The organism is Acidovorax sp. LjRoot117, from assembly GCF_964252695.1.
Lineage (GTDB): Bacteria > Pseudomonadota > Gammaproteobacteria > Burkholderiales > Burkholderiaceae_C > Acidovorax.
Map to the genome: position 1 here is coordinate 50,444 of NZ_CAXUPO020000003.1, position 17,250 is coordinate 67,693.

Sequence of the window (17,250 nt, forward strand, 5' to 3'; positions counted from 1 at the left end):
GCTGATCCGCGCCAGCAGCTATCAATTCGGTAGCGGCCAGGGCCGCCATCCGGGATCGGGCGCCCTGTCAGAAGCTTTCCCAGTCATCGTCGTTGCCTCCTGCTGTCGCACGGGGTGCCGGTGCGTTGGATGGGGCCGTTGCGGTCCCTGCGGTCTTGGATGCCGCGGCGGGCTTGGAAGGCGCCAGCCGCGGGGCTGCGGGCGCCTTGGTGGAGGGGGGCCGCGCAGCAGCTGCGGCCGCGGCAGGTTTGGCTCCAGTGCCGCCTATGCGGGGCGTGGCTGAAGATGCCGGCCGGGGTGCTGCCGCAGGGGCGGGCCGGGAGGCCTGGCGTGACGGGGCGGGTGCATGCACCGCCATCGCACCCACGTTGAACACCGACACCACTTCGGCCAGGCGCTGCGCCTGGTCGCGCATCGAAGTGGCTGCGGCTGTCGATTCCTCCACCAGCGCCGCATTCTGCTGGGTCATCTGATCGAGGTGCGTGACCGCCTGGTTCACCTGCGCAATGCCGTCGCGCTGCTCGGTGGACGATGCGGTGATCTCCCCGATCAGATCGCTCACGCGCTGCACGCTCGCCACGATCTCCTGCATGGTCTGCCCGGCCTGTGCCACCTGGGCCGAGCCGGATTCCACGTTCTGCACCGAGGCGCCGATCAGCGCCTTGATCTCCTTGGCGGCTTCGGCGCTGCGCCCGGCCAGGCTGCGCACTTCGCTGGCCACCACCGCAAAGCCGCGGCCTTGCTCGCCGGCGCGGGCTGCTTCCACCGCCGCGTTCAGCGCCAGGATGTTGGTCTGGAAAGCGATGCCGTCGATCACGCCGATGATGTCGTTGATCTTTTTGCTGCTGTCGGTGATCTGCTGCATGCTGGTCACCACCTGGCCCACCACCTCGCCGCCGCGCGCTGCAGCCTGGGCTGCGGTGCTGGCCAGCTGGTTGGCCTGGCGGGCGGTGTCGGCCGACTGGCTCACGGTGGCCGTCAGTTGCTCCATGCTGGCCGCGGTCTCTTCCAGGTTGGAGGCCGTCTGCTCGGTGCGGGCCGACAGGTCGTGGTTGCCGTTGGCGATCTCCACCGATGCGGATGACACGGAATTGACGCCCGTGCGCACCTCGCCCACCACGCCGCGCAAACGTTCGGACATGGCCGACAGCGCGCGGGTGAGCGTGCCGAGCTCGTCCTTGCGGTCGTCGTGGATGTTCTGGGTCAGGTCGCCCGCCGAGATCGCCTCGGCCAGCAGCACGGCACGGTCCAGCGGCCGCGTGACGGAGCGCACCAGGAGCGATGCCATCAGCATGCCCAGCAGCACCACGCCCACCGCCGCCGTGAGTCCGATCACCACCAGATTGCCCCGTGTGTCGCGGGCGGCCTTCACGGCCTCGTCGCGCTGCAGTTGCTGCGCGGCCACGAATTTGTCGATGGACTCCAGGTACGCCACGGCCTTGGGCCGGTAGGTGCTGGCCAGGTATGCCTGTTTGGCGGCGGCATCGCCCGCGTCGGTCAGCTCCTTGAGCTTGTCGGTTTGGCCCCGGATATCCGCGCGCGCGGCGGCCACGTTGGCCAGTGCGGCCTTGTCCGCTGCGGACACCGAGGTCTTGCCAATCTGCTCCTGCACTGGCGTGATGCGCGCCGTCAGCGCCGCCACGCGGGCGTCGAAATCGGCTTTGAGGGCCTGGTCGGTGGTGACGAAGCTGGCCATCGACATGGTCACCGCCACCTCGGCCAGGCCCCGCCAGGTCACGGCGGTGGTGATCGCTTCCTCGTATTTGTCGACCGACTGCTCGGTGGCGGCGGAGACCTGTCGGCCGTATCACTGGGTCCACAGGGTGGTCACCAGCATCAGTGCCAGCAGACCGAGAACAACGCTCCACATCTTGTGGGCCACGCGCAGGTCGTTGAATTTCATGCTCGCTCCTTGGCGCAGCGCGGATCACCGCGCTGCCGCTGCGGCGACGCCGAAGGCACCGGTGCGCAGCATGGGCCCATGCCCCTACTGGCAGTGTTGCTGGGTTCGGCAGCGCGCGTTATCGGTACAAGCCCTAAAATGAACCGGTGACAACCATTCTCAACGCCGACCTGCACTGCCATTCCGTTGTTTCCGATGGCACCCTCACGCCCGAAGACCTGGCCGCCCGCGCCAAGGCCAACGGGGTCGAGCTGTGGGCGTTGACCGACCATGACGAGATCGGCGGCCAGCACCGCGCCCTGGCCGCAGCGCGCGCCCAGGGCATGCCCTACCTCACGGGCGTCGAGATTTCCGTCACCTTTGCCGACACCACGGTCCACATCGTGGGCCTGGGGTTCGACCCCGACAACGCCCAGTTGGTTGACGGCCTGGCCGCCACGCGCGGCGGGCGCGGCGAACGCGCCAAGGACATGGCGGACCAGCTGGCGCAGGTGGGCATCCACAACGCCTACGAGGGCGCCCTGCAGTTCGTGGGCAACCCCGCGCTGATCTCGCGCACCCACTTTGCCCGCTTTCTCGTGGAAACCGGCGTCTGCCGCGATACGCCCGAGGTCTTTCGCAAGTACCTGACCGAAGGCAAGCCCGGCTATGTGCCGCACCGCTGGGCAGCGCTGGGCGACGCCGTACGCTGGATCACCGAGGCCGGTGGCATGGCGGTGATCGCCCACCCGGCCCGCTACAAGTTCAGCGCCAATGAAGAGTTCGCGCTGTTTTCCGAATTCAAGCAGCACGGCGGGCGCGGCGTGGAGGTGGTCACCGGCAGCCACAGCGCGCCCGAATACGTGACCTACGCCGCGATGGCCGAGGAGTTCGGCCTGGCCGCCTCGCGCGGCAGCGACTTCCACAGCCCCGACGAATCGCACACCGACCTGGGCACGCTGCCGATGCTGCCGGGCCAGCTGACCCCCGTGTGGGAGTTGCTGGCCGACAAAATCCAGCGATAGAACCCGCCCTGGCGCAGCCAGCCGCTGCGCGGCGCAGCGTGCACCACCGGCCGTCTGCAGCGTGGGGTGCGCCCCGGTCGGCGGACCGAAGGGCCGAGACCGCACTGTGCGGTGCACGGGCCTCGACTGCAGCGGGTCGGCCGTTGCGCGCCGTGCACTTCGTATTTTTGTGAACCCTTGAGACCGCCCCACCATGGCCCAGTATTTTGAAGCCCACCCCGACAATCCCCAGCCCCGCCTGCTCAAGCAGGCCGCCTTGCTGCTGCAAAAGGGCGGCATCGTGGCCGTGCCCACGGACTCGAGCTACGCCCTCGTCTGCCACCTGGACGACAAGGACGCGGTGGACCGCCTGCGCCGCATCCGCCAGGTGGACGACAAGCACCACCTCACGCTGCTGTGCCGCGACCTGTCCGAGCTGGCCAACTACGCCCGCGTGGACAACCGGCAGTACCGCCTGCTCAAGCTGGGCACGCCCGGCCCCTACACCTTCATCCTGGAAGCCACCAAGGAAGTGCCGCGCCGCGTGAGCCACCCTTCGCGCAAGACCATCGGCCTGCGCGTGCCCGACCGCAAGGGCCTGCAACTGCTGCTGGAGCTGCACGGCGCCCCGCTGCTGGCCACCACGCTGATCCCCGCGGGCGAAACCGAGCCCCTGAACGACCCGCAGGACATCCGCGCGCGCTACGAAAAACTGCTCGATGCCATCGTGGACGCCGGCGCCTGCCCCCTGGAGCCCACCACCGTGATCGACCTGACCCCGATGGGCACCGGCGGAGACCCCGAAGTCATCCGCGAAGGCCGTGGAAGTTTGCAGGCGCTGGGGTTGTAGAACCAAAGTCTCGGACCCTCCTCTGCGCCTGTGCAGACCGTGCTGAGCCTCAGAGTCCTTTTTTGGATTGCAGCGCCCAAAACTGGCGCGGCCCAAGGCCAGTGCCACCGTGGATCTGGCTCCGCCAGTCCAGGGGTGGCGTCCCCCTGAGGGGGAAGCCGCGCAGCGGCTCAGGGGGCTACAACTTAAACGCGCCGACCGCCTGCTCCAGATCGCTGGCCTGTGCCGACAGCGCCGAGGCCGTGGCCACCGCGTTCTGCACGAGCGCCGCCGTCTCCTGCGTGGCGCCGTCCATGTGCGATACGGCGGCGTTCACATGGCTGATGGCCTCGCTCTGCTCGCGCAGGGCCACCGAAATCTCGCCCAGCAGGGTGCTGACCTGGCCGACGGCAACCACGATCTCTTCCATGGTCTTGCCGGCCTTGCCCACCTGGCCCGCACCGCTTTCCACCTGCTCGACCGATGCGCTGATCAGCGCCTTGATCTCGCGCGCGGCCACCGCGCTGCGCTGCGCCAGGCTCCGCACTTCGCTGGCCACCACCGCAAAGCCGCGGCCCTGCTCGCCGGCGCGGGCGGCTTCCACCGCGGCATTCAGCGCCAGGATGTTGGTCTGGAAGGCGATGCCTTCGATCACCTGGATGATGTCCACGATCTTGCGCGAGCTGCCGCTGATGGCCTGCATGGTCTGCACCACCTCGCCCACCACGGAGCCGCCCTGCTCGGCGATGGCCGATGCCTTGACGGCCAAGCCGCTGGCCGAATGTGCGCGCTCGGCGTTCTGGCGCACGGTGGCGGTCAGCTCTTCCATGCTGGCGGCGGTTTCGGTCAGGGACGAGACCTGGTCTTCGGCGCGGCGCGACAAATTGCTGTTGCCACGGTCGATGTCGGCGGCCGATGCGGTGATGGAGTCGGTGCTTTGCTTGATGCGCGAGACCAGCTCGGTCAGGGTGTCCTCCATCGTGCCCATGCCGTCGAGCAGCCGCCCGAAGTCACCTTCGAGGTCGGAGCTGAACTCCTGGCTCAGGTCGCCCGACGCCACGGTCTCGGCGATCAGGATGGCCTGGTTGAGCGGGCTCACGATGCCGCTGCGCAGGGTCAGGAAGGCCACGAGCGACAGTGCGAACACCGCGATGCCGCCGCCCACGATCCACGAGCGTGCACCGGACAGGTGCTCGCGCGCCTGCGTGGACTTGGCGGCGCGCTCGCCGTCCGCGGCGGTGGACACCGCACTGCGGTAAGCGTCTTCAGCGCGGCTGATGCGCGACAAACCCATGCCCATGATCAACGCCATCAGCAGCGCTATGCCGCCAAAGGCCAGTACGAGGCGGGTTCCGATTTTGAGGTGATCCAGGGGCACGGGATGTCTCCGAAAGGGTGTTTTGTATGAGTATGGTCCGCAGCGCAACGAGAAACAGCACCCCAAACCTGCGATGCATTTTGTTACTCCGTGCCACATGCTATCAACGAATGGGCGCGGAGGGTGTAACGCTGTCGCACAACCGCATCACCCTTCCTGCACGGCCTGGGCTTTCCCCTGGCCGCGTGGGCGTGTTGCGTGCGTCTGAGACAATCGACGGGTGGACATCTCCAATCTCATCCAAACCGTTCTGATCTACGCCCTGCCGGTGCTGTTTGCCATCACGGTGCACGAGGCAGCCCATGGCTACGCCGCGCGCCACTTCGGCGACAACACCGCGTACATGATGGGGCGCATCACGCTCAACCCGCTCAAGCACATCGATCCGGTCGGCACCATCCTGATGCCGCTGCTCCTGTACTTCGCGACCTCGGGCGCGTTCCTGTTCGGGTACGCCAAGCCGGTGCCGGTCAACTTCGGCAACCTGCGCAACCCCAAGCGGCACATGATCTGGGTGGCGCTGGCCGGGCCGGCGTCCAATTTCATCCAGGCCATCGGCTGGGCCGTGCTGCTGGTGGCGCTGGTGGGCTCGGGTGTGGACGAACGCTTCTTCATCGAGATGGCGCGCGCCGGCGTGCTGGTCAACCTGGTGATGTGGGCCTTCAACCTGTTTCCGCTGCCGCCGCTCGACGGCGGGCGCATCCTGGTGGGCCTGTTGCCCTGGAAGCAGGCGCACATGGTCTCGCGCATCGAGCCTTACGGCTTCTTCATCGTGCTGGCCCTGGTGGTGGCGGGTGTGGTGGGCGCGCTGTGGCTGCGCCCGCTGATGTCGGTGGGCTATACCGTCATCCAGTTTCTGCTCACCCCGCTCACAGCCCTGTTGCGTTAATTGTTCTCTCCCCTTTTTGCTGACACCGTCCCCATGAGCACCACGCGTTTTCTCACCGGCATCACCACCACGGGCACGCCCCACCTGGGCAACTTCGTGGGCTCGATCCGCCCCTCGGTGGCGGCCAGCCTGTCGCCCAACGTGCAGAGCTTTTACTTCCTGGCCGACTACCATGCGCTGATCAAGTGCGAGGACCCGGTGCGCATCCAGCGTTCCACGCTGGAGATCGCGGCCAGCTGGCTGGCGGCGGGCCTGAACCCCGACCACGTCACCTTCTACCGCCAGTCCGACATCCCCGAGATTCCCGAGCTCAACTGGCTGCTGTCGTGCGTGACCGGCAAGGGGGTGCTCAATCGCGCCCATGCCTACAAGGCATCGCAGGACAAGAACCTCGCTGCCGGGCGCGAGGCCGACGACGGCGTGACGGCGGGCCTGTTCATGTACCCGGTGCTCATGGGCGCCGACATCCTGATGTTCAAGGCGCACAAGGTGCCCGTGGGCCGCGACCAGATCCAGCACATCGAGATGGCGCGCGACATGGCCGCGAGCTTCAACCACCTGTACGGCGAGCACTTCGTGCTGCCCGAAGCCGCCATCGACGACCATGTGGCCACGCTCCCCGGCCTGGACGGGCGCAAGATGAGCAAGAGCTACGACAACACCATCCCGCTGTTCAGCTCGCGCGACCAGCTCAAGAAGCTGATCGGCGGCATCCTGACCGACTCGCGCGCGCCCGGCGAGCCCAAGGAGGTGGACGGCTCGGCCCTGTTCCAGATCTACCAGGCCTTTGCCACGCCCGAAGAGACCGAGGCGCTGCGCAAGGCCTATGCCGACGGCATTGCCTGGGGCGACGCGAAGAGCACGCTGCTCGAACGCGTAGACCAGGTGATCGCCCCCATGCGCGCGCAGTACGAGGAGCTGATCCACAACCCCGCCCGCATCGAAGCCACGCTGCTGGCCGGCGCCGAGCGGGCCCGCGCCCTGGCCACGCCGTTCATCCGCGAGTTGCGCTCGGCCGTGGGCCTGCGCAGCCTGGCGCAGGCCACCACCGCAGCCAAGCCCGCCAAGGCAGCGAAGGCCGCCCTGCCCTCGTTCAAGCAGTACCGCGAAGCCGACGGCAAGTTCTACTTCAAGCTGGTGGATGCCGATGGCCGCCTGCTGCTGCAGAGCACCGGTTTCGATGCGCCCAAGGAGGCCGGCCAGGCCATCGCGCGGCTGCAGCGCGAAGGCCTGGGCGCGCTCGCGGGCCACATCGCGCCCGTGGAGGGCGTGGCAGATGCGCAGGTGTCCGCGGCGCTGGCCGCGCTGGCCGAAGCGGCGGCGTGAAGCCTCCGGCCTGCGCGGCCGGAACGCTCACTTTTTGATAGCTGCTGGCGCTCGATGGACAAGCGCCAGCGGCCAAAAACATCCGACATCTAGTCCCGATACCGCACGCGCATCCACAGCGTAGGCTTGTCCCGCCCGTCGAGCGGCGCCTGCACCGAGCCGATCAGCGACCACCGCCGGTCCGAAAGGTCCATGGAATGGGCCAGCGCCAGGCTCCAGCCCGGCGCCTCGCTGCGGCCATTGAGCACGGTGGTGAAGCGGGTGCTGCGGTACACCAGCGAGCCATAGGTGTAGTCGCGCCCGCCGTGCCGCCACACGTTGACCAGCACCAGCGTGTGCCGCGGGAACCCCGGCAGCGCGTTGCCCGGCACCCAGTCGCCCGTGTTGCGCGCCTGCGCCCAGGTGTAGCCCGCCAGCAGGCTCCAGCGCGGGGTCAAGATGCGATTGAGCGCCGCGCCCGCCTGCCGCAGCCGGCCCTTGTCGAACAGGGGGGTGCCGTTGTAGGCGTCCACGGCGGTCTCGGCGGTCTGGATCAGCGGGCCCAGCGACTCCACCCGCTCGCCCACCAGCACGTTGGGCATGTACAGCAGGCTGCCGTCCGTGTACATGGCGTTGGCGATGGTCTGCTGCGACAGGCTGGCATAGCCGAAGGTGCGCACGTCGATCTCCCAGTCCAGTTGCACGGCGCTCTTGCGCACCAGGCTTCCCGGCATCTGGTACTGGTGGTCGATGGGAATGGCGCCCACCGACACGGGTGCCAGCGTGTTGGCCGCCGGGGCATGCATGCTCTCGATGTAGGCCGCGTGCAGCGCGCGTCCGGGGCCGAAGCGGTACGACACGCCCAGGCGCGGCAACCAACGCCGGGGGTGGCCGCCCTGGTCCAGCACGGGCGCGCGCAGGTCCTCGCCGGAGGCTCCCGCCAACACGCGGGAGCGGTAGTGCATGTCAAAGCGCGGCCACGACGCCTGCGCATGCCAGGTCCACGGGCCGTGGGTGGTCTCGAGCGCGAGCCAAGGCATGTCGAAGCGCAGGTCGGAGTCCTCGCTGCGCGTGACCAGCGAGTACGCACGGTGGAAACCCAGGCGCACACGGCTGCGCTCCCAGCCCCCGCTCCAGCGCTGGGCGCCATGCTGCACCGTGTGGCGCAGCATGAGGCTGTCGGCCGTGTCGGCACTGCGCTCGTCGTATGCACCGACCAGGGATTGCTGCAGCGCCTTGCTGTCGCCGTAGCTGGCGCGCCCGGCCTTGAACCAGGTCTGCTCGTCGGCCGACCAGCGCCACGCGCCGCCCACGTCCGAGCGCCGCGTGGGGCTGCGCGCCTGGGTGTTGAAGACGACGCCGTCGCTGTCGACCAGCCCGCCCGGCACGGAGTAGCGGGTGCGGTCCTCGAAGTGCAGCAGCAGCAGGCTGAGCCGGTCCGTGGGCTTGATGCCCACACCGATGCGCACGCCCGAGGACAGCAGCCGGTAGCTGCCAGTGCCGTCGCGCGGGTCCTGCTGCTGGCCTTCGATGCCGACGCGCCAGGCCACCGGCACGGGCGCTGCGGCCAGGCCCCGGTGGCCCAGGTCGGCCACGCCCGCATCGTGCACCGGGCCGCGCTGTGCGCTGGCGCCGGCCAGCCATTCGCTGCCCGTGGTGCGCAGCAAAGGGGGCTGCTTTTCGCTCGCGCCAAAGGCCAATGGGTCGGCCAGGTAGCCCTGGTAGAGCTCGGAGCTGCGGCTGAAGCTGCTCTCGTACCGGTTGGCCATGAAGAAGTGGCTGCCCGCCCACAGCGGGTAGTACGACTGCTGCGCATAGGCCCGAGCCCAGTGCTCCAGCCCGAAATCACCCAGCGCCTTGCCCAGGTTGGCCGAGCCCTGGCTGTCCGATGCCAGCGGGTTCAGCGACCTGAGGTACGGCAGCCGCACCAGCGCCTCGCGCGCGGCGGCAATCGCGGCCTCGGGCTGGCCGCTGTCGTTGCGCAGGATGGATTCGATCTGCCAGGGCAGCGGGTCCTGGGGGTCGGCCAGCCGAGCCCGGTCCAGCGAGTCGAAGGCCGCGGCCAGCTCGCCCAGCCGGTACTCGGCCACGGCCAGCCACACCTGGGCGCGGGCATAGCGGGGCTCGATCACCAGCGCCTTGAGCAGTTGCGTGCGCGCGGCGTCGGCATCGCCCTGCTGCAGCGCCAGCAGGCCGGCACCGGCCAGGCTGGTGTAGTCGTCGCCCGCCAAGGCCAGGGCGGCATCAAAGCCGGTGCGCGCGTCGGCCAGCCGCAGCGCCTCGGTGTCCGCCGTGGCCTGCTCCGCGCGGTAGACCGGGTGGTCGGGTGCCAGCGCCACGGCCCGCGCCAGGGTGGTGCGGGCGGCATGCAGGTCGCCCCGCTCCTGCTGTGCACGGCCCAGGCCCCACAGCGCCGCCGCTTGCTGCGCGTCGCCCTGCGCGCGGTCTGCCGCCTGCCGGTACAGGGCCAGGGCGGCATCACCCTGGCCGTCCAGGCGGTGCCAGTCGGCATCGGCCAGCAGCAGCTCCACCGCGTCGGGTGCGGTGGCCCGGGTCTCGGCGATCCAGGCGCGGGCCACCTCGCCCCGGTCCAGCGCCATGAGCAACTCGGCCCGGCGTGCCGCGGTGCGCGGGTCGCGCAGGCGCTGCCACGCGGCGGCGAGCCGCGCCTGGGCGGCATGCAGTTCGCCGTCAAACACCTCCAGGTCGGCCAGGACCAGTTCGACCACCGCGCCCCCTTCGCCGCGCGCCGACAGCGCCAGCAACCGGTCGCGGGCACGCGACCACTGGCCGCCGCGCAGGTCGGTGCGCACGGCCTGCAGGGGCCCAGCGAGGCCGGGTGCCGCGAACTCGGCCCAGCGCGTGGCATCGCCCGGGTACGCCGCCACCCACTGCACCCGTTCACGCGGCTGTACCAGCAGCCGCTTGACGGGGGCCTGGCCAGGCTCCACGTAGCCCTGCTCGGCGGGGCCCAGCTGCACGCTGCCCTGCGCGTTGCTCAGCTCCACCAGGCCCGAGAGCACGGTGAGCGTGGTACGGCCCTGGGCATCCACCTGCACATCCCAGTCGGTGCCGCGCACCACGGCCAGGGCTGCAGGGGTCTGCAGCTGCAGCGATGCCGGGGTCTTCTTGGTGCGGGCCCACAGGCGGCCCGCGGCCAGCTCCAGCACCGTGCGCGCGGGCTGCGATTCGCACAGGCGCACCTGCGCCTGGGCCGCCATGCGGATCTGCGTGCGGTCGGCCAGCAGCAGCGCGGCCGATGACAGCGCCAGCGTGCGCACGTCGGCCCCGCTGCCCAGTTGCTGCGCCAGCACGGCGGGCGACCAGGGCTCCACGCCCGGGGCACGCGTCTGCCCCTGCCCGGCCAGGGCGACGATCTGCGCGGCGGCAACACCGGGCACCGCGGCCACGCCAGCGCACTGGGCCCAGGCAGAGGGGCCTGCGAGGCATGCCAGTGCGGCGACGGCCAGGCCCAAAGGGGTCATCGAGACGCGGCGGTTTGTTCGCATGGGACGGGCCTTTCTTGACACGGAGCTTCAGGACTCAGGACTTGTCGAGCGCGCGGGCCCCCGCCCCCCATGTCGGAGACGGGGGCGGGGGCAGGCCGGCGTCGCCCGCCTGAACGCCGCCGCCCTGGGCCCGCGCCGGCGGCGGGTCCTGCACCCCCATCGCGATCCGCTCGCGCCACTGCGCGGCGTGCGCAACCCACTGCGGCGCGTGCTGCTTGGCCTGCGCCTGCCACTGCGCGCAGCACTCCAGCGCACCGGCCCCATCGCCGGCCAGCACCTGGCGGTGCAGCGACAGGCTGATCTGCGCCAGCGCGGCGTCGTCGCACGGGGTGTAGACATCGATGCCCGCGCTGCGCCCGGCCAGCACCACGGTGTCCAGCCACAGCAGGTGCCGCAGCGCGGCGCTGTCCGGGGGAAGTGCCGCGCGCGTGGCAGCCGACAGCAGGATGCCGGTGCCAAAGGCCTTGTTCGCGCCTTCCAGCCGCGCGGCGGTGTTCACCGCGTCGCCCACCGCGGTGTAGGTGAAACGTTGGTGCGAGCCCAGGTGCCCCACTGCCGCCTCGCCCGTGTGCAGGCCGATGCGCAACCGCACCTCGCCGAACGGCGTGCCCTGCCACGCGGCACGCAGCGCCAGCATCTCGGCCTGCATGGCCTGCGCGCACGCCAGCGCGCGCTCGGCGTGGTCGGGCTCGGGCAAGGGTGCATTCCAGAACGCCATGACGGCATCGCCGATGAACTTGTCGAGCGTGCCGCCATGCTGGTGCACGCAGTGCGTCATGCGCGAGAAATAGGCATTGAGCGCATGCGCCACGGACTCGGGCGGCAGGTGCTCGCTGGCAGCGGTGAAGCCCGCCAAATCCGAGAACAGCAGCGTGAGCACGCGGCGCTCGCCCTGCACGGCCACGCTGGCCGCGCCCGCAGCGGCCAGCGCGTCCACCACCGCAGGCGGCACATAGCGTGCAAAGTCGCCGCGCAACTGCTCGCGGCGGCGGTGCTCGCGCCAGTAGCTGCCGGCCGCCCCCACGTTCAGGTGCAGCAGCAGGCCGGCCAGCGTGGGCAGCGCGCTCCACCACACACCCACCAGGTACGCCCAGAAGGTGCCGATCAACGCCAGCAGCGACAGCGCCACGGTGAGCCAGCTTGCGCGCCAGCCGCTCCAGCGGCGTGTGCCCCACGCGGCGAATGCCACGGCCAGCAGCGCCTGCAGCGCAGGCCCCCCCGGGTGCGCGGGCACGATCCAGTCGCCCGTGAGGCCGTTGATGAGGGCCGTGGCATGCACGAACACACCGGACTGCGTGCCCCCGCCCAGCACCCGCTGCGGTGTCGTGAACTGGTCCACCCCGCCCACCGGCGTGTTCTGGCCGAGCAGCACCAGCCGGCCCTGCAGCGCGCCGGCCGGCAAGCGGCTGCCAGGCGCCAGGGCCTGGCTGTAGTGGGCGTAGGGCAGCGCCACTTCGGGCGCGTAGTGGCGCATCAGCGCACCCGGCGGCGGCGCAATGACAGGGCGCCCGGCAGCGTGCGCCAGCACGCGCCAGAACGCATCGCTGCCCAGGGGGGCGCGGCGCAGCACGCCATCGTCGTCCACCGCCACCCCCACGCTGCCGTGCGGCGCCTGGGTGAAGATGGGTTGCAGGGTCTGCCGGTACTGCGCCACCTGCGAGCTTTGTACCGCCACCTCGGCGCTGGCCAGCACCACGGGCATCCGGCCCTGCAGCGCGCGGGCCAGGGCGGCGTCGTCCGCGGGGGACTGCGGCTCTGCCAGCAGCAGGTCCACCCCGACCGCGGCCACGCCTGCGGCGGCCAGCGCGTCCAGCAACTGGGCGTGCAGGCGGCGCGGCAACGGCGGCGACTGCTGCAATTCGGCCAGGCTGGGCTCGTCGATCCCCACCACCAGCACGCCAGCGTCCGGGCGCACCGGCGCGGTCAGGCTGTTGAGCAGGTCGTACTCGAGCCGCTCCAGGGGCGTCCACACGGGCAGCAGGTGCAGCAGTGCCAGCAACACCAGCGCAGCCAGCACCCGCAGCGCCCAGGACTGCCACGCATCCTTCGACCCGTCCGGTATCCGACTGGTTGCCATCCCCTGCCCCTCTTCACGCGATGGAATGCGATGCTTTTGTGCCCGATTGCGTGTAACACACTGTATCTCCCATCACCCGTTCTGCACACGGTAGACACCCTGAGAGGCGCACCGCATGCGGCGCGCTTGCCATGGCGTGGGGCCCCGTGTTGTGCTTAAACTGGCTCCATCTGTCCGCTGGACCTGGAGATGCCATGAAGCTTTTGACCGCCTCGCTCTGCGTAGTCGCCCTGCTGGCGGGTTGCAACGCCGCCACCACCCGCCCCTCCTCGGCCATGGCCTCGGGCCGGGACCGCACCTTCAGCGTGCCGGTGTACGGCACGGACACTGCGCCCGCCTACGGTGCCGCCACGCGCGAGTGCCAAAAGCTCATGCTTTTCCCAAGCTGCTGCGCAACGACGGCTCGCGCCTGGTCTTTGAATGCGTGAGCGAATCCCCCAACGGCCAGCCATGAGACGGTCCGTCCGGGCTGCCGGGTCCGTGGCGCTGGCCGCCGCACTGGCGGGCTGCGCTGCATATCCGGGTCCGAAGGCCAGCGCGGGCAACACCACCACCGCTGCAGCACCCGCCAACACATGGACCAACAGCCTGGGCATGGTGTTCGTGCAGGTGCCCGCAGGCAGCTTCACGATGGGGGGCGTCGAACCGCCCGAAACCCTGGCCCGCGCCTACCCCACGCTGGAGGCGAAGCGCTTCACCGACCTGGCCGACGAGCAACCCGCGCACACGGTGCGCATCCGCCGCGCGTTCTACATGGGGCAGCACGAGGTCACGGTGGGCCAGTTCCGGCGCTTCCTCGAGGCCTCGGGCTACGTGCCTGAGTCGGTGGCGGACGGCACCGGCGGGTACGGCTACAACGCGCAGTACGACCCGGCCACCACGCGCCGGGGCGACGCCTTCGAGGGACGCGACCCGCGCTATTCCTGGCGCAACCCCGGCTTTGCGCAGGGCGACGACCACCCGGTCGTCAACGTCACCTGGAACGACGCCCAGGCCCTGGCCGCCTGGCTGAGCCGCACCGAGGGCCACCGCTACCGCCTGCCCACCGAGGCCGAGTGGGAATACGCCTGCCGTGCGGGCACCCGCACCCGCTACCCGCACGGCGACGACCCCGAGGGCCTGGTGCGGTCGGCCAACGTCTTCGACCAGGCCGCCGCGCCCCTGTGGCCCCGCTGGCAGCAGCACGCCCTGGCAGGCAACGACGGCCACGCATTCACCGCACCGGTGGGCAGCTACCAGCCCAACGCCTTCGGCCTGCACGACATGCTGGGCAATGCCTGGGAATGGGTGTCGGACTGGCATGGCGATGACTACTACGCGCAGTCGCCGGCCGACGACCCGCAGGGCCCGGCGGAAGGCTCGGTGCGCGTGCGTCGGGGGGGCTCGTGGCACACATGGTCGTTCTATGCGCGCTGCGGCTACCGCAACTGGAACAGTCCGGAGACACGCTACACCCTGGTGGGCATGCGGCTGGTGCGCGAGATCGGTGCGCCCGCTGCGGCCGGCCGCTGACCGGCCCCGCATCCTGGCCGCTGCGGCAGGCCTTGGCGGACCGCACGCAGGGCACTCCCCGTGCTGCGTGGTGCAGGCGCGATCGTGCCGGTCCGGCGGTGCCTCCATCACAAGGTCAACAAATGTCAACCGGCGCAAGCCCCGTCGGGCACGGTCCGCGTGCATTCCCCGTTCTCGCAAATAATCCGAGGTTGGATATTTTGGACAGGGGGACACCATGCGAATTGCCGCACTGGACGACGACGCGCTGCAACTGGACCTGATCAAGCAGGCCACCGAAGCGATGGGGCACGTGTGCCACACGCACCTCAATGGCGCGGAATTCCTGCGCGAACTGCGCCGAGAAACCTTCGACCTGCTGATCGTGGACTGGCATCTGCCCGACACCACCGGGCCCGAAGTCGTGCGCTGGGTGCGCAAGAACGTGGGGACCCAGCTGCCCATCCTGTTCGTGACCCACCGCCAGGAAGAACGCGACATCGTCGAAGGCCTGGGCAGCGGGGCGGACGATTTCATGGTCAAGCCGGTGCGCATCGGCGAGCTCACGGCACGCGTGGCCGCACTGCTGCGGCGCGCCTACCCCGACAATGCGGGCGGCGTCATGGAGTTCGGCCGCTACCGCTTTCTGCCCGAAACCCGCTCCATCGAGGTCGATGGCGTGGCCGTCGAGCTCAAGAACCGCGAGTACGACCTGGCGCTGTTCCTGTTTCAGAACATGGGCCGGCTGCTGTCGCGCGATCACCTCAAGGACATCATCTGGGGCCAGGTGGCCGACGTCATGTCCCGCTCGCTGGACACCCACATCTCGCGCCTGCGTACCCTGCTGGACCTGCGCCCCGCCAACGGCTTCATCGTCTCGGCGGTGTACGGCGTGGGCTACCGCTTCGAAGCCGTCGAGGCCCAGAAAAGAGCCTGAAGCGGGCCCGCAAGACGCCTGACATGGGCATGACCATTGCCGTTGGCGTCCCGATACCCCCAGGCCGCCAGCGCACCGCCGACCCGGCGCACAACAGGAGATTCTCAATTGGCCAGCATTCACCGCCCGACCCGGCGAGCCTTCCATCCGCTGTCGGCCCTGGGCCTTGCCGTGTGCATCGCAGGCGTGGCCGCACCTGGTGCGCGCGCCGACACCCCCAGCCCGCAGGACGACGAGATCGCCCACACCGTGCAGGACGGCGACACGCTGGAGGGCCTGGCCCGCGCCTACCTGGATGCTCCCCGGCAATGGCCGCTGCTGCAGGCCCGCAACAAGGTCGCCAACCCACGGCGCCTGCAACCCGGCTCGGTGGTGTGGATCCCCGTGCACCTGCAGCCCGCGGAGTCGGCCACGGTGGAGTTCGTCCACGGCACGGTCACCGCGCAGGGCCGCGCAGGTGGAACGCGCGCGCCGGTGGCCCAGGGCGGCAAGCTCGAGGAAGGCACCGCGCTGCAGGTGGGCCCCGACGCCTTCGTGGCCGTCAGGCTCGCTGACGGCACCGTGGTGCGCGTGCAGGCCCACTCCGAGCTGCAGTTGCGGCAGCTGCGCCGGCGCGGCCGCGCAGGCAGCGTGCAGTCGGTGCTGGAGATGCGCAGCGGCGCGGTGGAATCGTCGGTGCCGCCCAGTGCAGAGCCGTTTCGCCGCTTCGAGCTGCGCACGCCACTGGCCGTCACCAGCGTGCGCGGCACCCACTTCAGTGTGGCGATGACGGACACCGGTACGACCACGGCTTCGGTGCTGAATGGATCGGTGGCGGTGCAGGCGCGCCAGGGCGACAGCACCACGGCGCAACCGGCGTCTTCCGCACCCACCGCCCTGCTCGCACCCGGGCACGGCCTGGCCGTGGCCGCCGATGGCACGGTGGGAGCGCCCCGCCCTTTGCTGCCGGCACCCGACACTTCCGCGATACCCGCCACGCTGGGTGACGCGGGTTTGCTGGCCATCGATGTGCCGGCCCTGGCCGGTGCCGCCAGGTATGAGGCCCAGATTGCGCAGGACGCAGACTTCACGCAGGTGCTGCGCCACGGCCGCTTTGCCGACGGACAGCTGCGGTGGAAGGCGCTGGAGGATGGGCGCTACTACCTCTCGGTGCGGGGGCTGGATGACGCAGGCATCCCCGGCGTGCCCGCGGTGCTGCCCATCGCCGTGAAGACACGGCCCGTGCCCCCGCTGTACCAGGCGCCCTCGCCCGGCGCGGTGGTGGCACGGGGCGCCGGGGAACTGCGGTGCACGCAGGTGCCGGGCGTGCGGTGGTACCGCGTGCAGGTGGCCGCCACCGAGGCCGGCAAGACCGGCGAGGCGATATGGGCCCAGCCCGTGCTGGACGAGCAGCGCCTGACCGACTGCCGCCTGGCCATCCCCAGCCTGCCGCCGGGCGAGTACGTCTGGCGCGCTGCCAGCCTGCGCGAGCTGCCCCGCGTCCAGGGCGTCCAGGGCGCCCAGGCCGATCAGGCTGACCAGGGGCCGTTTGCGCCACCGCAGCCCTTCACGGTGGCCGACCGGCCCGCCGCGCTGTCTGCGCAGTCCCTGCAAGCCCAGGACGGCGATAGCTCCGTGCACCTCCACTGGCCCGCCCGGCCCGGCCAGAGGTTTCGCCTGCAACTGGCGGCCGCCTCCGACCCTGGTTTCGAGAACGTGACCCTGGACACCGTGCTCGGCACACCGCAGTGGACCGGCAGCGGGCTCACGCCCGGCGATTACCTGGTGCGCATCCAGGTGCTGGACCCCACGGGCCTGGACAGCGATTTTTCTCCCGCGCGCCAGATCCGCGTGGGCTCGGGCATCCGCACCGGCGCGGGCCTGCCCGTGTCCACATCCAGCGGCCAGCCGCTGGGGCGTCCTTGAGCCCGGCGCGGCCAGGCGGCATCGCGCCGCGCGGCGGCCCGGGT

Annotated in this window: 11 protein-coding genes and 1 pseudogene; 8 read left to right on the forward strand and 4 right to left on the reverse strand. The window is 70.4% G+C overall.

The annotated features are described in order from the left end of the window. Positions 1-67: 67 nt before the first annotated feature. A pseudogene (locus ACSQ3D_RS09855) lies at positions 68-1,903 on the reverse strand (methyl-accepting chemotaxis protein). Between the two features lie 146 nt (positions 1,904-2,049). Here ACSQ3D_RS09855 and ACSQ3D_RS09860 point away from each other — a divergent pair. Together ACSQ3D_RS09860 and ACSQ3D_RS09865 are read left to right on the forward strand one after the other, a co-directional pair. Beyond that, the gene (locus ACSQ3D_RS09860; protein ID WP_436126768.1) at positions 2,050-2,907 is read left to right on the forward strand and encodes a 3',5'-nucleoside bisphosphate phosphatase; all 858 of its coding nucleotides are present in this window, start codon (positions 2,050-2,052) and stop codon (positions 2,905-2,907) included. Positions 2,908-3,100: 193 nt separating this feature from the next. After that, a complete protein-coding gene (locus ACSQ3D_RS09865; RefSeq protein WP_056416419.1) occupies positions 3,101-3,736 on the forward strand; it encodes an L-threonylcarbamoyladenylate synthase in 636 nt (211 codons plus the stop codon). Between the two features lie 178 nt (positions 3,737-3,914). Here the strand turns inward: ACSQ3D_RS09865 and ACSQ3D_RS09870 are convergent, their stop codons facing one another. Continuing rightward, positions 3,915-5,093 (reverse strand): methyl-accepting chemotaxis protein, encoded by a 1,179-nt coding sequence (locus tag ACSQ3D_RS09870; protein ID WP_396503719.1) that lies wholly within the window; start codon positions 5,091-5,093, stop codon positions 3,915-3,917. A gap of 220 nt (positions 5,094-5,313) precedes the next feature. Here ACSQ3D_RS09870 and ACSQ3D_RS09875 point away from each other — a divergent pair, with 220 nt between their 5' ends. Next, positions 5,314-5,982, forward strand: a complete 669-nt coding sequence (locus ACSQ3D_RS09875; protein ID WP_056416426.1) for a site-2 protease family protein — start codon at positions 5,314-5,316, stop codon at positions 5,980-5,982. 33 nt (positions 5,983-6,015) lie between these two features. Further along, on the forward strand, positions 6,016-7,308 hold the full coding sequence (locus tag ACSQ3D_RS09880; RefSeq protein WP_056416430.1) for a tryptophan--tRNA ligase: 1,293 nt from the start codon (positions 6,016-6,018) through the stop codon (positions 7,306-7,308). 89 nt (positions 7,309-7,397) lie between these two features. On the opposite strand, the gene ACSQ3D_RS09885 is transcribed toward ACSQ3D_RS09880, so the two are convergent. Next, on the reverse strand, positions 7,398-10,796 hold the full coding sequence (locus tag ACSQ3D_RS09885) for a FecR domain-containing protein (protein ID WP_436126769.1): 3,399 nt from the start codon (positions 10,794-10,796) through the stop codon (positions 7,398-7,400). 34 nt (positions 10,797-10,830) lie between these two features. After that, a complete protein-coding gene (locus ACSQ3D_RS09890) occupies positions 10,831-12,873 on the reverse strand; it encodes a CHASE2 domain-containing protein (protein ID WP_396503724.1) in 2,043 nt (680 codons plus the stop codon). A gap of 194 nt (positions 12,874-13,067) precedes the next feature. Between ACSQ3D_RS09890 and ACSQ3D_RS09895 the strand changes: the two genes are divergently transcribed. The 4 genes from ACSQ3D_RS09895 (at position 13,068) to ACSQ3D_RS09910 (ending at position 17,206) form a co-directional block, all read left to right on the forward strand. Next, a complete protein-coding gene (locus ACSQ3D_RS09895; protein ID WP_436126770.1) occupies positions 13,068-13,301 on the forward strand; it encodes a hypothetical protein in 234 nt (77 codons plus the stop codon). A gap of 22 nt (positions 13,302-13,323) precedes the next feature. Continuing rightward, positions 13,324-14,385 carry a formylglycine-generating enzyme family protein gene (locus ACSQ3D_RS09900; RefSeq protein ID WP_396503728.1) on the forward strand — a complete coding sequence of 354 codons (1,062 nt, stop codon included), beginning with the start codon at positions 13,324-13,326 and terminating at the stop codon, positions 14,383-14,385. 217 nt (positions 14,386-14,602) lie between these two features. Next, on the forward strand, positions 14,603-15,301 hold the full coding sequence (locus ACSQ3D_RS09905; RefSeq protein WP_056416444.1) for a response regulator transcription factor: 699 nt from the start codon (positions 14,603-14,605) through the stop codon (positions 15,299-15,301). Positions 15,302-15,409: 108 nt separating this feature from the next. After that, positions 15,410-17,206 carry a FecR family protein gene (locus ACSQ3D_RS09910; protein WP_436126771.1) on the forward strand — a complete coding sequence of 599 codons (1,797 nt, stop codon included), beginning with the start codon at positions 15,410-15,412 and terminating at the stop codon, positions 17,204-17,206. The last annotated feature ends 44 nt before the right edge of the window (positions 17,207-17,250 follow it).